Consider the following 12,720-nt stretch of genomic DNA (forward strand, 5'->3'; position numbering starts at 1 on the left):
CACCCGCCATGCCCCTCGCCAGCAACGTGGCGGACCTGCCCGCGCAGGTCCGCGCCGCCTCTCCCGGCCGCGACTTCAGCCGCCACCGCATCGTCCCCGCCCGCTACCCGGCCCGGACCGCCGGGACGGTCTTCGCCGGGCTCGTCATCGCGGGCGTCCTGTACTCGGTCCTCTCCAACCCGCGCTGGGGCTGGGACGTGTTCGCCGAGTGGTTCTTCGCCGAGCCGGTGCTGGTCGGGCTCGGGCGCACCCTGCTGCTGACGGCGCTCGGCACGGTGCTCGGTTTCCTGTTCGGCACGCTGCTCGCACTCGCCCGGGTTTCCGGCTCGCCGCTGCTGTCGGGCCTCGCCTGGGGCTACGTCTGGCTGTTCCGCTCGATCCCCCTGATCGTGCTGCTCCTGATCCTCAACAACCTCGGCTACCTCTACGAGACGGTCTGGCTCGGCGTGCCGTTCACCGGGATCACGCTCGCCTCCTGGCAGACGACGCAGCTCGTCACGCCGTTCCTCGCGGCCGTGCTCGGGCTGACGCTCAACGCCTCCGCCTTCTCCTGCGAGATCGTGCGCGGCGGCATCCTGGCGGTGGACCAGGGCCAGCACGAGGCCGCCGCGGCCCTCGGGCTGCCGCGTCACCGGCAGGTCTCGCGCATCGTCCTGCCGCAGGCGATGCGGACCATCCTGCCGACCGCCTTCAACGAGGTCATCAGCATCGCCAAGGGCACCTCGCAGGTCTACATCCTGGCCCTGCCCGAGCTGTTCTACACGATCCAGGTCATCTACCGGCGCAACCTCGAGGTGATCCCGCTCCTGATGGTGGCGACCGTCTGGTACCTCGTCATCCTCAGCGTCCTGTCCTTCGTCCAGCGCCACATCGAGCGCTACTATGCCCGCGGCGCGCTGCGGAACCCGCCGCCCTCGCTGATCGGCACGGCGCTCGAGCGGCTCCGCCCGGCCGGCGCGCCCGCCGCCCGGTCGGCGGTTCCGGCGGTCCCCGTCCCGGCCGGAGGGGTGGCGGCGCGCCGCGGCGGCGAGATCCGCATCACCGGCGTCTCGAAGAGCTTCGGTCCCCTCAAGGTGCTCGACGACGTCAGCCTCTCCCTTGGCCCGGGCAGCGTGACGGCGATCATCGGCCAGTCCGGCTCCGGCAAGTCGACGCTCCTGCGGGCGATCAACCACCTCGAGCGGGTCGATGCCGGCTTCATCGCCATCGACGGCGAGCTGATCGGCTACCGCCAGGACGGCGACACGCTCTACGAGCTCAAGGAGGCGGACATCCTGGCCCGCCGCGTCGACGTCGGCATGGTGTTCCAGGGGTTCAACCTGTTCCCGCACCTGACGGCGATCGAGAACGTCGTCGAGGCGCCGATCACCGTGCGCGGCCTGCCCCGCGCCCGGGCACTGGCCGAGGCGCGGGAGCTGCTGGCCCGGGTCGGCCTCGCCGACAAGGCCGAGTCCTATCCGCGCCAGCTCTCCGGCGGGCAGCAGCAGCGGGTCGCCATCGCGCGGGCGCTGGCGCTGCGGCCCAAGGTGCTGCTGTTCGACGAGCCGACCTCGGCCCTCGACCCGGAACTCGTCGGCGAGGTGCTCGACGTCATCGAGGAGCTCGCCCGGTCCGGCACCACCCTGGTGATCGTGACCCACGAGATCGGCTTTGCCCGCGAGGTCGCCGACCAGGTGATCTTCATGGAGGGCGGCCGGATCCTCGAGCAGGGCCCGCCCTCCCGCGTCCTCGCGGCGCCGGATCACCCCCGCACCCGCGAATTCCTCGCCAAGGTGCTCTGACCTCCCCCCCCGCAGCAAGGATCTCGTCCCGTGCCGACCCGTCGCGACCTGCTGGCCTTCCTGGCCGCCGCCTCGACCGCCCTCCTCTCCGACCGAGCGCTGGCGCAGGCCATCGACCTCTCGCCCGAGCAGCCCGGCCGCGTCCGCGCCGCGCGCGACGAGGAGGCGATCCGGCTGATCGCCAAGGACGCGCGCTTCGCCCGCGACGGCGTGTTCACGGTGGCCAACAACACCGGGCGCTTCCCCTTCGGCGGCTATGCCAGCGACACGAAGACGGTGATCGGGGCCGAGCCGGACATCGCGCAACTCGTCGCCGACGCGCTCGGCCGCCGCCTCGAGATCGTCCCGACCTCCTGGGCCGACTGGCCGCTCGGCGTCTCGTCCGGCAGGTTCGACGCGGTGATCTCGAACGTGACGGTCACCGAGCAGCGCAAGGAGAAGTTCGACTTCTCGACCTACCGCAAGGACCTTCTCGGCTTCTACGTCAAGAAGAGCAACCCGCTCGTCATCCGCGATCCGCGGGACGTCGCGGGGTTGAAGATCATCGTCTCCTCCGGCACCAACCAGGAACAGATCCTGCTGCGCTGGAACGACCAGAACGTGAAGGCGGGCCTGAAGCCGATCGACGTGCAGTACTACGACGACGACGTGGTGCTCTACCTCGCCCTCGATTCGGGCCGTGCCGACGCCTATCTCGGCCCGAACGCGCTCCTGAGCTTCAAGGCGGCGCAGGAAGGGCGGACGCGGCTCGCCGGCAACTTCAGCGGCGGCTGGCCGGTGCTGGCCGAGATCGCCGTGACGACCCGAAAAGGGGCGGGCCTCGCCGACGCCATCACCCGGGCGATCAACACCCAGATCCGCAACGGCAACTACGCCAAGGCGCTGGCGCGCTGGAATCTCTCGGCCGAGGCGATCGAGGAATCGCGCACCAACCCGCCCGGCCTGCCGCGGGCCTGAGATCCGGAGATCCCCCAATGAGCGTCTCCATGCGCGTGCGGCGATGGCTGCTGTCGCTCCTCGTCGGCGCGGCCTGCGCCGGCCAGACCCTGCCCGCCGCGGCGCAAGGGTCCCCCTTCGACCTCGGCCCCGAGCAGCCCGGCCGGGTCCGCGCCGAGGCCGACCCGGCGGCGATCGCCCGGATCCCGAAGGGCGCCCGGTTCGTCGAGCCGGGCGTCCTCACGGTGGCGATCACCCCGGGCGGGCCGCCGCTCGGCACCTACGCGACCGACGCGAGGACCGTGGTCGGCGCCGATCCCGACTTCGCCCAGCTCGTCGCCGACAGCCTGGGCCTCCGGCTCGCCCTCGTCCCGGTGGCCTGGGCCGACTGGCCGCTCGGCCTCGCCTCGGGCCGCTACGACGCCGTGATCTCGAATGTCGGCGTCACCGAGCAGCGCAAGGAGAAGTTCGACTTCTCGACATACCGGCAGGGGCTGCACGGCTTCTTCGTCCGCGCCGGCAGCAGGATCGACGGCATCCGCGAACCCAGGGACGCGGCGGGGCTGACGATCAGCGTCGGCGGGGGCACCAACCAGGAGCGCATCCTGGTCGAGTGGAGCCGGCGGAACGTCGCGGCGGGCCTGAAGCCCATCGACCTTCAGCTCTTCGACGACGAGGCCGCGCGCCTCGTCGCCCTGCGCTCCGGCCGGGCCGACGCGATCGTGCAGCCGCACGCGCAGCTCGTCTTCGTGGCGGCCCGCGACCGCGACATCCGGCGGGTCGGCACGCTCAGCGCCGGCTGGCCGCTCACGTCCGACGTCGCGGTCGCGACCGCCAAGGGCAGCGGCCTCGCCGACGCGCTGACGCAGGCCACCAACGACCTGATCGCGAACGGCAGGTACGGCCGGATGCTCGCGCGCTGGGGCCTGGAGGAGGAGGCGCTGCCGCGCTCCGAGACCAACCCGCCCGGCCTGCCGAAGTATTGAGGCGACGGCGCCCCTCGCGATCCTGCGCCTCGCCTTCCCGGTTCCGGGCAACGACGGCGGGGCCGACCCGCGCGCCGGGCTCGAGGAGACCCTCGCCCTCTTCGCCGAGGGCGAGGCGCCCGGCACCGACGGCGCCTGGCGGCGCCAGCGCCCCCTCGAACCCGGGATCTCCCCGGCGGCGCCCGTCCTCGCCGCCGCCACGCAGAGCACGCGGCGCATCGGGCTGAGTGTCTCTCACGAAACTCCCGATCACCGTCGCCGCTCGCTGTGGCGGGGTCAGCGCAGCGGGAGTTTCGTGAGGTGCACTTAGCGTCGCGGTGGTCCGGACGAGCGGCCCGAACCCGTTCCGGCTGGCGGCCTGACGAAACGACCGGCCCCCCGGCCCGGAGAACGCGGCCACGACCGGTGCCGTGCGGCTTTGCTCCACGGCCGGTTTCCGAGCGCGGCGGTCGACATCGTGTTCCGCGGGCACGCCCTCAAGCCGTCCGACAGCTCGCCCGTCATCAACGAGGACTTCCATTCGGGCTTCACAGACTTCACCGACGACCGGCCCGGGGACCGGCGCGCCGCCCGGGTGCCGGCGTTCCGGAGCACGAACTGCGCCGTCGTCGGTCCCGATCTCCTCGAGACGCTCCGCCAAATCCTCTACCAGCAGCGGGTCGAGAGCGGCGCGCGCCCCGGCCGCGAATGCCGGCATCGCCATCGACACGACGGACCTCTACGCCGGCGCGAGCCGGCGCCGATCCTGCGGCGCGGTCGTCCGCGACCCGACTACGAGCGCAGCGCCCGCCCGGCCCTGGAGCCGATCCTGCCCTACCCGGACGTCGCGGACCTCGATCGCACGTACCGGATCCCGCCCCGCGAGGATTTCGAGCCACACGTCTACCTGCAGGGCGCGGCGGAAGCCTCGCACGGCCTTGGCGACACCCTCCTCTCCGTCCTGGCGGTGAGGTCCGACGAGATCTCGCGCTCGCTCCGCGAGAGGATGCGGCGCACCCTCGCCTGAACCAGGAACGGCGGGCCGGAGGGGAAAGGAAAGACGAAGGCGCCGATGCTCCCCTCTTCCCTGCGGGCGGGGAGAGGAGGAAGCTCGTGCATCGGCGCGCTCGAAAGGTGCACCCGCTGACGCGATTGCTGCAGCTTTGACAAAGTGTTAGCAAACGGATGCGTGGTCAGGACGTCGGCGTCCGTGCACTAGCGCCAATCCTGTCGCCGGACGGTCCTGCACCAGCCGGGACTGCTGCAGGGCGACGGCGATCTGTCGAAGCCGGCCGTGAGCGAGATCGGGCCGGGGAGCCTCGACCTCGCCGCGGCCGTCCTGGCGCACCGGCGGTCGGCAGAGGAACTGGCCGTCGAGGATGCGACGTCGGCCCGGCGGCGGAATGCGGTGAAGACGGCGGCACTGTTAGTCTTGCCCATATTTTGGGTTGCCAGCCAAATTTTTGGAACGTCGAGGCAAATTTCGCCTCCAAAATAGTCTTTGTTTTGACATGCGAATCTTATATTGCATTTCCATAAACTATCGTTACATACAGGACGAATCCTGATGTTGGCATTGAAGAAGAGCAAGAAATTCCCATCTCGCATCAATAAGAATCTTGCGATTCAACGCGTTTCAGATGGAGCCAGGGAGTACGTAATCGTTGATGAGGTTTATTCAGAAATAGTCAGATTTGCATTGAAGCAAGTATATTTTGATGAAAAATGGTATCTTGACACATATCAAGATGTAAATGATGCGATCAAAGAGGGAATTTTTTTGAATGCAAAAGATCATTTTGTCGAACACGGATATTTCGAAGGCAGGCTGCCTTACAAAGTACCAGTAGACGAAAAATTTTACCTCTCAAAATATCCCGATGTCATGATTGCAATTAGAAGTGGCGCATGCAAAAATGCGAATGATCATTTTTATATCTATGGATCACAAGAAGGGCGACTACCTTATGAAGGTTTCACACTATTTAGAATAAATCGCCCTTGATCGAAATAAAGATTTACCTAATCTTATGCTACGTTTGAAGCACGGCAATGGCCTGAGGCGGGCAGCGGGACGGCTGGATGAGGAAGCCGGGCGTTGAGATGCGGCCGCAATCCCAACCGGTCCGATGACGAGCAGGGCCACGAGAGCCGGCCACCATCGGTCGGAGAACGCCGCGCTCAGGGCGAGATCACGCCCTGCACATCCCCGGCGTCGTCGTGCCGGGCCTATCCAGGCGCTGGCGGCCGGCGGCTCTGGACGGGCCAGCCGTCGAGGCCGAGCGGGCGCAGCTGTCGGGCGTGTTCGCGGCGCTGGGCGCCAATTTGCGGCCGGAAAGAGGCCGAGCGCCTCGCCTGGATCGCCGCGCAGGCCCGGGGACGAAAAAGCCCCGCTCGGCGGCTGCCGGCAGGGCTGAAGGCGAGGCCTCAGGGGTCCGATGAAGTCGCCGGTCAACAGGTCATGCCGCGGCGCCTTCGAACGGAGTCGTTCGGAGGCGCTGGCTAAGCCCGAACGCGCGCCGGCGCTGATGCGCCGGACGCTTTGCCGTCGACGCGTCGACGGCAAAGCGCGCTGATATCAGCGGCGCGCGGGTTCCGGAGCGCTATTCATGCCGGCCGCCGGTCCGGTAGCGAATGACCTGCTTCCGGTCGATGCTGCGCAGCAGATCGGTCCGGGCTTTCGCCTCTTCCCGCGTGACCCGCACGCATTCTGAAATCCGGGCCAGGGGCTCGACCTGCCGGCGCCCGATCTCCCGCAGATCCCGCAGGATGGTCAGCACCTCGGTCGCGGTCTGGGCGACAGCGGTGACCCACTGGCCCCGGGGGCTCGAGCTTGCCGTCGTCGGCGATGCCGAGCGCCCGCTTGCAGCCCGATCGCCGCGCGCTTCGGCCCGCCGTTCACCGCCACGTCGAACAGCGCGTGATCGCGCCCCGCCGGCAGCGCGTCGCCCTGGATCGCATCCCAGAACCTGCGCCGGTAGAGCGGCGCCACGATCGCGACGGTGAGCGCCTTGACCTCCGCCCTCGTCGCCGGCCGGCCGAGCCACAGACTCGGCGTGCCGACCGTCACGCCGAGGTTCGTGGCCCCGCCCGGATCCTGCGGGTCATCGGACCATCCACCCTCGTGCTTCGGGACGAGAGGCAAGGCCCGCTCGAAACTGCTCGCAGTCCTCAGGATCTCCAGACTGTCGGTGACCTGCTCCCCGCTTTCCCGCCACGCGTAGGTTAGGTCTGTTCCTGTTCTGCCCCTTGCGGGGCGGGTGAGCAACAGGCTGGGGGCATGGAGCCCCCACGCGGCGCAGTGCCCCCAGTCTGTTGCATCGCGAGGGCACTGGCCTTGGCGGCGAACTCCATCGGGGTCAGCCCGGCGAGGCTCGTGTGTGGTCGGGCGGTATTGTAGTCGATCCGCCAAGCATCAATGATGCGACGCGCCTCGAACAACGTGCCGAAGACATGTTCGTTCAGGCATTCGTCGCGCAATCGCCCATTGAACGACTCCACGAAGGCGTTCTGCATCGGCTTGCCCGGCGCGATGTAGTGCCATTCAACGCCTCGTTCCTGAGCCCAGCGCAGGACAGCGGTCGAGGTGAGTTCGGTGCCGTTGTCGCTCACCACCATGGCAGGCAAACGACGCTCGGCAACGAGCCGGTCCAACTCGCGCACGACGCGCAGGCCCGAGAGCGAGGTGTCCACCACCGTCGCCAGCGCCTCGCGGGTGTGGTCGTCGACGACGTTCAGGACGCGGAAGCGCCGCCCGTCGGCGAGCGCGTCGCTGACGAAGTCCAATGACCAGCGCTGGTTGGCCTCCTGTGGGATCACCATCGGTGCTCTGGTCCCAAGTGCTCGCTTGCGTCCGCCGCGACGGCGCACGGTGAGCTTCTCCTCTCGATAGAGCCGGTAGACCTTCTTCAGGTTCACGCACGCCCCCTCCCGTTTGAGCAACATCGCCAGCCGCCGGTAGCCGAACCGGCGGCGCTCGCCCGCATGGTGGCGCAGCCGAGCTCGTAGCGCGTCATCGGTGCCGGGCCTGCGCTCATATTGGAAAGCCGAGCGGTCTACCCCGAGAAGCCCGCACGCACGCCGTTCCGAGAAGCCGTGATGTTTGATCACGGCTTCGACAGCAGCAAACCGTGCGGCGGGCGTGGTCAGTTTTTTGCCAGCAAATCCTTCAGGGCCGCGTTGTCGAGCACGGCCTCGGCCAGCAGCTTCTTCAGCCGCCGGTTCTCATCCTCCAGGGTGCGCAGTCGCGCTGCCTCGGACACCTTCAGACCGCCGTACTTGGCTTTCCAGTTGTACAGTGTCGCATCGCTGATCCCGTGCTTCCGGCACAGATCGGCGGTCTTCACGCCCGCGTCATGCTCGCGGAGCACCGCGATGATTTGCTCCTCGCAAAACCGGCTCTTGCGCATGGTCCATCTCCATCCCGATGGACCCAACTTACGGATGGCAGGAAATCAGGGGAGCAGGTCATCGGCGCCAGGTCGCCAGAACCGGGCGGCGCGGCGGTCGTCGCGATTCTTCGAGCAGTATTACGGGGTTGTCACGAACGTCCTGACGATGCCGCTCGGCTCAATAACTTTCCATTTTCCATCGTTGATGTCGTTGAAGATGCGGCCGTAGCCGGGGGTCGGCGGCGGGGCGACCGTCAGCATCTTGATATTCAGGGGTCGATCCGTGTAGGTCGGCCGGAACGCGCCGCCGCCATCCGGCAGCGTGCCGAAGGCGAACATCCGACTGACATTGACGGCCCCGCCCGACGGAGCGCCGCTCATCGTCATGCGGACCTTCCGCACGCCGGTCAGGAAGCCGTCGATGGCGTAGGCGACTTGGCCGTTGGCGTTGTCGGTGAACGTCCGCTGCGTGGTCCAGGTCGACCCGTCGAAGGTCTCGAACGACACGTTGGGCGGGACTTGGCCGAAGTCGAAGTTCGCCCCCATGCCGAAGAAGTACCCCGGCCCGGTCGTACCGAAATCCACCTCGATGGCGACCGGGAAGGCGGATGTGGCGTTCCACCCGGCCCCGCTGTCGATGTCGAGGTCGAAGATGTTGGCGAGCGCTCCGCCGGTCGGCGGCGATCCCGCCGTCTGGGTGACGGTCCAGCGCTTGTCGGCGTGGACGAGGATGTCGTCCTGGCTGCCCGCCCAGGTCGGGAACCGGATCGACGGCGGCAGGAGCGGGCGCAGCGCGGGCGCGATGTTGCGCCAGTCGAGCACCGTGTTGGCGTCGCGCTTGCTCGCGGAGGCGCGATCCGTCACGAGGTCCGGGCCGACCGGCGACTGGACGATGTTGTTGCGCGAGCCCGGCATGAACTCGATGGCGGTCGCCTTGTCGGCGGCCAGGTGCCAGTCCCACACCATCAGCTCGAACTGGTTGCCCTGCCCGCCGACCACCAGCGCGCGAGCCGCAGAAGCCTCAGGCTGAATCGCCCCGGTGAAGAAATTGAAATCCGATGTATCTGTAACGATGTGATAGATGCAGTCGTAAATGACGCCGACTTTGACGTAATTCGAGTTGACAAATGCCAGGCCGGACGCCTTGAGCTGCACACCGGTCGCAAACTTGCTGATCGACGCGAGTTCCAGGCGTGTGTAGATCACGCGATTGGCGAACAGACCTGCGGCGACGAGGCCGAGCCCGGTGCCGGTGCGGGCCCCCGAGACGTTGTTGACCCGGATGGCGCCGCTGATCAGCGCATCCGTGATGCCGCCGGTCCCGTCGATCAGGATGGCCGTCTTGCTGAAGCCGGCGACGCCCGCGCCGACGTTGATATCGCCCCAGCCGTTCATGCGAGCGGACTCGGCGATGCGGACCCCGTTCGTGTCCGCGGTGAACGTCAGGGAGCCGCCCTCGATCTGCAGCGTCGCGCCGGATGGCACGGTCAGCATCGTGGAGGACTTGAGCGCCGTGCGGATGACGGCCGTCCCCCGCACGGCAGCCGCGGCGTTCAGGGCCCGCGCGATCGCGTCGACGTCGTCGCCGCCGGTACCGACGGATGCGCCCTGCCCGAAATTCTCGGGGTAGAACCGCACCGGCGTCCGGCCGATCAGGTTTCCGAGCGTGTCCTTGCCCCGGCCGTCCGAGGGCGTGACGGTCGCCCCCGTCCCCTCGCCGGTGATGGCCTCGGCGGAGACCTTGCCCGAGACCGTGACGTCGCCCGAGAAGGTCGGAGAGGCAAGCGGAGCCTTCGTCCCGAGGATAGCCGAGATCGCCTTGTCGCCGACCGTCAGGGCGTCGGCGGACGGGACCCGAAGCGACCTCGCACCGAGCTTGTCGAAGTTCGTGCCCGGATCGCGGCTGGTACTCGGCCGCTCACCCGGGTCGAGGGCGCGGGCCGCGGATCCGGCGAGGATCAGCGCCGCAGCGCAGAGGGTGCGAAAGGTGTGCATGGGGGATCCAGTCGGGCAGAGGGGCTCGGGGCGATGCTGTTGCCGTCGAGCCGGAGGTCGCCGGGCTCGCGGCCGTCGGGCGAGGTCGGCAAGGCCTCCGACATCAGCCGGAAGGCTAGGCGGCGGCCCGCGGGGCTGTCGATCGTAAAGGCCGGGTTCGCTTCGGTGGTCGAGGCGTTGATGTCGCCGTCGCGCCAGGACGCGTTCGAGCCGAGGCCGCGCGGATCGACCGGCAGGGACAGCCATCAGAGCCGCATGACGAGGTCGAACGCTGCAACAGCGAGGCCGCTGACGACGCCCGACATCCAGGCGTGGCGCGCCTCGCTCCACGGCGCCCGCAGGATCGCCGACGGCGGCATCGCCCCCGCGGGGATCCACGCGCCGCTCATGCCGAGCCAGGGCGACGGCCCGGTTCCCTCGATGGCGAGCGTCGCCGCGTCGGTTCCGACCTCGCCGCGGATCTGGCGATTCGCAAAACCACGACGAAGACGGGCGCGTTCACCGCCCACGACCTCAAGCTCCGTCCGATCGTACTCGAACTGGTGACGCACGGTCCGGCTGACCGGCGGGTCGGTCCGCTCATCATCAACGAGGCGACCGGCAAGCCCTACGCCGAATGGGTCTTCACCCCCCGGGAGTGGTGCAGGATCGCGAAGGCGGTGGGTATCCCGGCCGAGATTCGCAACGTGGATGCTCGGGCTGGCGCGATCCCCGGAGGCGACGAGGCCGGGGCAGACCTTGAGTCGCTGAAGACGGTCGCAACGCACGCGACCACGTCGACCGCGGCTCGCTACGCGCGGGACGGGCTCGGCAAGTCGCGCGCCGTGGCGAACCTGCGGCTCAAGCATCGGGCACGCCGGAACGAGGCCTGAAGAGGCGCGGGGAACGCGACGGAGAACACGAGCCCAGCGGTAGGGAAGTCTAAGGCCTTGCTCTGCAAGGTGAAATAGCTGGAGCGGGTGAAGGGAATCGAACCCTCGTATTCAGCTTGGAAGGCTGCTGCTCTACCATTGAGCTACACCCGCGGCGGCTGCCCAGATAGCATGGCCGGCCGGGGTTGAGAAGCGGGGCCGCCTCCGGAATCGGGCCGATTCCCGCCTCCCTACTCCACCACCAGCTTGTAGGGCAGGCCGGCGCGCACGGCCGCGCCCTTGTCGAGGCCGTTGATGACCTGAAAGCGCTCGAGCGGCCGGTCGACAGCCGTCATGCGCTGGGCCAGACTCTCGGCGGTGTCGCCGGGGGCGGCGGTGACGACCTGGATGCGCAGGGGCTTGAGGCTGCGGGCCTCCTCCGGCGTCACCAGGGCGATGCTGGAGAGCCAGCGGCCGAAGACAGGCTCCGGGTCGCTCGTGCCCTTGGCCGCCATGATCATCCGGAAGGTGTTGGGCCCGACCCGCACCGCGGCGAGGCGGAAGAACCACTCCTTGCCCTTCGAAACGGCGGTGACCGCCGGGAAGCCGTTCAGCATCCGGTTCTCGAAGCTGCCGGTCTCGATGGCGTCGTTCCAGGTCGCCTTCAGCACCTCCTCGAGGCCCTGGCCGGCATTGGTCTCGACGGCGTCGAACAGGAGGCGGCTCTTGCCGTCCGGGGTGGTGCCGAGCACCGCCCGGGCGGTGTTGTCGAGCCCGAAGCCCTCCGGCGCCTCGAAGGCGACGCCGAGGCGCGGGTGGATGAAGCGGCGGCCGCGGATCAGCCCGTCGGCGGGATTGTCGCCGTAGGCGATGCCGTCGATCGCCGCGAGGTAGCGGTTGCGGTCGTCGGTGCCGAGGCCGGGGGCGCCGATGCGCCGGGCGGCCTGCGTCACCTGGGTGATGCGCTCCGGGGTGCTCGGGTGCGTCGCCAGCATGTCGGGCTCGGAGTTCAGCCCGGACCCGGCGCGGAGCGCCGTGGTGCGGTTGAGCGCGGTGAGGAAGCGGGCGGCCCCGAACGGGTCGTAGCCGGCGCGGGCGAGCGTGCGCACCCCGGTCTGGTCGGCCTCGAATTCCTGGGTGCGCGAGAACCGGGCCAGCACGAAGCGGGACTGGTCCTGCAGAAGCGCGCCGGTCGCCGGGTCGTTGAGCACGTCGGCCACGACCTTGCTGACGAGTTCGGAGCGCAGCGCCATCTCGGTGCGGGCGCTGGCGTGGCGGAGCGTCACGTGGGCGATCTCGTGCGCCAGCACCGCGGCGAGCTCCGAGGTATCGTCGGCGAGCGCCAGGAGACCGCGGGTGACGTAGAGGCGACCCGTCGGCAGCGCGAAGGCGTTCACCACCGGCGAATCGAGCAGCGTCACCGCGTAGGTCTCGTCCGGCCGCTCGGTCGCCTTGACCAGGCGGTCGGTGACGTCGCTGACGAGGCGGAGCGCCGAGGGCGCCCTGTACTCGCCGCCGAACGAGGCCACGAGCTTGGCGTGGTCGGCGTCGTTGGCCGGCCGGTCGCGCCCGGTGGTGCGCGGCGCCTCCGGCGGCACGACGGCCGCCACCGGCGCCAGCGCGCCGGTCTGGTCGGCGGTGCAGGCGGCGAGGAGCAGGGCAAGAGCTGCCACTGGCCCGAGAGCTGCCACTCGCCCGAGAGCCGCCGCGGGCCCGGGAGCTGCCGCGGGCCCGGGAGCCGCTGCAGGCGTGCGGGCCGCGCGGCCGGCCGGCTTTGTTCGCGTGAAAGGCCACCCCATGG

General features: G+C 69.0%; 12 protein-coding genes and 1 tRNA gene. 6 read left to right on the plus strand and 7 right to left on the minus strand.

Annotated features, from left to right (window positions below; all coding sequences use genetic code 11):
• Positions 1-8 precede the first annotated feature (8 nt).
• The 5 genes from DK419_RS29740 (at position 9) to DK419_RS28425 (ending at position 5,687) form a co-directional block, all read left to right on the plus strand.
• The gene (locus DK419_RS29740; protein ID WP_109957442.1) at positions 9-1,781 is read left to right on the plus strand and encodes an amino acid ABC transporter permease/ATP-binding protein; all 1,773 of its coding nucleotides are present in this window, start codon (positions 9-11) and stop codon (positions 1,779-1,781) included.
• A gap of 30 nt (positions 1,782-1,811) precedes the next feature.
• Positions 1,812-2,738 carry an ABC transporter substrate-binding protein gene (locus DK419_RS00930; protein ID WP_109957443.1) on the plus strand — a complete coding sequence of 309 codons (927 nt, stop codon included), beginning with the start codon at positions 1,812-1,814 and terminating at the stop codon, positions 2,736-2,738.
• 29 nt (positions 2,739-2,767) lie between these two features.
• Entirely contained in the window at positions 2,768-3,703 is a 936-nt protein-coding gene (locus tag DK419_RS00935) for an ABC transporter substrate-binding protein (protein WP_425352654.1), read from the plus strand.
• 418 nt (positions 3,704-4,121) lie between these two features.
• A complete protein-coding gene (locus tag DK419_RS00940) occupies positions 4,122-4,709 on the plus strand; it encodes a SidA/IucD/PvdA family monooxygenase (RefSeq protein WP_162561102.1) in 588 nt (195 codons plus the stop codon).
• Positions 4,710-5,249: 540 nt separating this feature from the next.
• Positions 5,250-5,687 carry a hypothetical protein gene (locus DK419_RS28425; RefSeq protein ID WP_162561103.1) on the plus strand — a complete coding sequence of 146 codons (438 nt, stop codon included), beginning with the start codon at positions 5,250-5,252 and terminating at the stop codon, positions 5,685-5,687.
• Between the two features lie 598 nt (positions 5,688-6,285).
• On the opposite strand, the gene DK419_RS29265 is transcribed toward DK419_RS28425, so the two are convergent.
• The 5 genes from DK419_RS29265 to DK419_RS00965 all read right to left on the minus strand — a co-directional run bounded on the left by DK419_RS29265 (position 6,286) and on the right by DK419_RS00965 (position 10,619).
• Positions 6,286-6,462: a hypothetical protein gene (locus DK419_RS29265; protein ID WP_245443079.1), complete on the minus strand. Its 177-nt coding sequence runs from the start codon at positions 6,460-6,462 to the stop codon at positions 6,286-6,288.
• The gene (locus tag DK419_RS29270; RefSeq protein ID WP_425352623.1) at positions 6,456-6,950 is read right to left on the minus strand and encodes a glycosyl hydrolase 108 family protein; all 495 of its coding nucleotides are present in this window, start codon (positions 6,948-6,950) and stop codon (positions 6,456-6,458) included. Before DK419_RS29270 ends, DK419_RS29265 begins: the two co-directional genes overlap by 7 nt.
• A protein-coding gene (locus tag DK419_RS00955; protein WP_425352611.1) for an IS3 family transposase occupies positions 6,908-8,091 on the minus strand; the annotation gives its coding sequence in 2 pieces (ribosomal slippage) (positions 6,908-7,839 and positions 7,839-8,091; 1,185 coding nt in all). The genes DK419_RS29270 and DK419_RS00955 overlap by 43 nt, the downstream gene beginning before the upstream one ends.
• A 120-nt stretch (positions 8,092-8,211) precedes the next feature.
• The gene (locus tag DK419_RS00960; RefSeq protein WP_109957447.1) at positions 8,212-10,068 is read right to left on the minus strand and encodes a hypothetical protein; all 1,857 of its coding nucleotides are present in this window, start codon (positions 10,066-10,068) and stop codon (positions 8,212-8,214) included.
• Between the two features lie 245 nt (positions 10,069-10,313).
• A complete protein-coding gene (locus tag DK419_RS00965) occupies positions 10,314-10,619 on the minus strand; it encodes a hypothetical protein (protein ID WP_109957448.1) in 306 nt (101 codons plus the stop codon).
• On the opposite strand from DK419_RS00965, the gene DK419_RS00970 reads away from it, so the two are divergent.
• Positions 10,611-10,940, plus strand: coding sequence for a hypothetical protein (locus DK419_RS00970; RefSeq protein ID WP_109957449.1), 330 nt, complete (start codon positions 10,611-10,613; stop codon positions 10,938-10,940). The two genes, DK419_RS00965 and DK419_RS00970, sit on opposite strands and share 9 nt — an antisense overlap.
• A 79-nt stretch (positions 10,941-11,019) precedes the next feature.
• Here the strand turns inward: DK419_RS00970 and DK419_RS00975 are convergent.
• Positions 11,020-11,093, minus strand: a tRNA-Gly gene (locus tag DK419_RS00975).
• A gap of 77 nt (positions 11,094-11,170) precedes the next feature.
• Positions 11,171-12,718 (minus strand): M48 family metalloprotease, encoded by a 1,548-nt coding sequence (locus tag DK419_RS00980; RefSeq protein ID WP_109957450.1) that lies wholly within the window; start codon positions 12,716-12,718, stop codon positions 11,171-11,173.
• Positions 12,719-12,720 lie beyond the last annotated feature (2 nt).

Origin of the sequence: Methylobacterium terrae, from assembly GCF_003173755.1 — a bacterium.
In the GTDB taxonomy this organism is placed as follows: Bacteria; Pseudomonadota; Alphaproteobacteria; order Rhizobiales; family Beijerinckiaceae; genus Methylobacterium; species Methylobacterium terrae.

Bases quoted from the DNA above. Each gene is read 5' to 3' on its own strand.
- DK419_RS00935 (WP_425352654.1), top strand. From the start codon at position 2,768: ATGCGCGTGCGGCGATGGCTGCTGTCGCTCCTCGTCGGCGCGGCCTGC.
- DK419_RS00980 (WP_109957450.1), bottom strand. From the start codon at position 12,718: ATGGGGTGGCCTTTCACGCGAACAAAGCCGGCCGGCCGCGCGGCCCGC.
- DK419_RS28425 (WP_162561103.1), top strand. From the start codon at position 5,250: ATGTTGGCATTGAAGAAGAGCAAGAAATTCCCATCTCGCATCAATAAG.
- DK419_RS29740 (WP_109957442.1), top strand. From the start codon at position 9: ATGCCCCTCGCCAGCAACGTGGCGGACCTGCCCGCGCAGGTCCGCGCC.
- DK419_RS00960 (WP_109957447.1), bottom strand. From the start codon at position 10,068: ATGCACACCTTTCGCACCCTCTGCGCTGCGGCGCTGATCCTCGCCGGA.